Consider the following 1,370-nt stretch of genomic DNA (forward strand, 5'->3'; position numbering starts at 1 on the left):
TGTCCGGTCCTGAAATAGGTTGTCACTTTGCCACAATGAGGAGGCGAAGTGAAGGCGACATTGAGATACAGCCTGGCGTTCAAGAAGCAGGTGGTGGAAGAGATTGCGGGCGGGAAGTTCAGCTCGGCGGGGCAGGCCCGCAAGGCGTATGGTATTGCCGGCCCGGACACGGTGCCGCGCTGGCTGCACCAATTCGGCCGGACGGATCTGCTCCCCAAGCGAATAAGGATAGAAACGATGCAAGAGCGCGATGAATTGAAGGAAGCCCGGAAGCGGATCCGGGAGCTGGAAGCGGCGTTGTCGGATGCCCACATGGACCGGTGCCTGGAGCATGCGTTCTTGGAAATCGCCTGCGAAAAGCTGAAAACGACGCCGGAGAGCCTAAAAAAAAAGAGCGGTCTGACGCTGTCGGACGTGCTCGGGCGGCGGGAGCCGGGCAAGGGATGAAATTCGCCGTGGGATCGTTATGCGGGCGGGCGGGAATGAGCCGCCAGAGCTTCTACAAGGCTCGTCGGCAAAGACGACGGCGCGAGGTGGATGCCGACATGGTCGCGCAGCTGGTGAAGGCGGAGCGGATGGTCCAGCCGCGGCTGGGCGGGCGGAAATTGCATCACATGTGCAAAAATGCGTTGGCGGAAGCAGGGGCTGGAATGGGGCGGGATCGGTTCTTCGAGGTCTTGGCCGAACGGAAGCTGCTGTTGGAGCCTCTGCCGAAGAGGCCGCAGACGACCAACAGCCGTCACTGCCTGCCCGTCTTCACCAATCGGGTCAAGGATATGGACGTGAACGCCCCGAACCAGGCCTGGGCGGGGGATCTCACCTATGTCCGAACGGACGAGGGGTTCTTGTATCTGAGCCTGCTGACGGACATGTGCTCGCGCAAGATCGTCGGGTTCCATGCCGGCGACACGCTGGAGACGGAAGGTTGCCTGAACGCCTTGGCGATGGCCTTGGAGCAACTGCCGGCCGGGCAGGCTCCGGTGCACCATTCGGACCGTGGTTGCCAGTATTGCTCGCATCTATACGTGGGCAAGGCGCGGGAACATGGTTTGACCATCAGCATGACGGAAGAGAACCACTGCTATGAGAACGCCTTGGCCGAACGGGTGAACGGCATCCTGAAGCAAGAATACTGGCTGGGCGGATGCTTTCGGACGAAGGCGCAAGCCCTCGCAGCCGTGGCGGAGGCGGTGTGGCTATACAACAATCGGAGGCCCCATCTGGCTTTGAATTACAAGACACCCGAAGAAGTACACCAGCGCGCCGCTTGAGAATTTCGCCCCCCGGGGGGCGAGAGAGCTCCCTGCGGGAGCTCAAAACCATGAGTCAACAACCAAGAAAAAGTGACAACCCGAAATCAGGACTCGACA

The 1,370-nt window shown here is 60.7% G+C and carries 1 protein-coding gene; it reads left to right on the top strand.

The features are described 5' to 3' along the window. Nucleotides 1–254 precede the first annotated feature (254 nt). Nucleotides 255–1,271: an IS3 family transposase gene (locus EOL86_15045; protein ID NCD26885.1), complete on the top strand. Its 1,017-nt coding sequence runs from the start codon at nucleotides 255–257 to the stop codon at nucleotides 1,269–1,271. Nucleotides 1,272–1,370: the final 99 nt, after the last annotated feature.

It is taken from the genome of Deltaproteobacteria bacterium (assembly GCA_009930495.1).
GTDB lineage: Bacteria > Desulfobacterota > Desulfovibrionia > Desulfovibrionales > Desulfomicrobiaceae > Desulfomicrobium.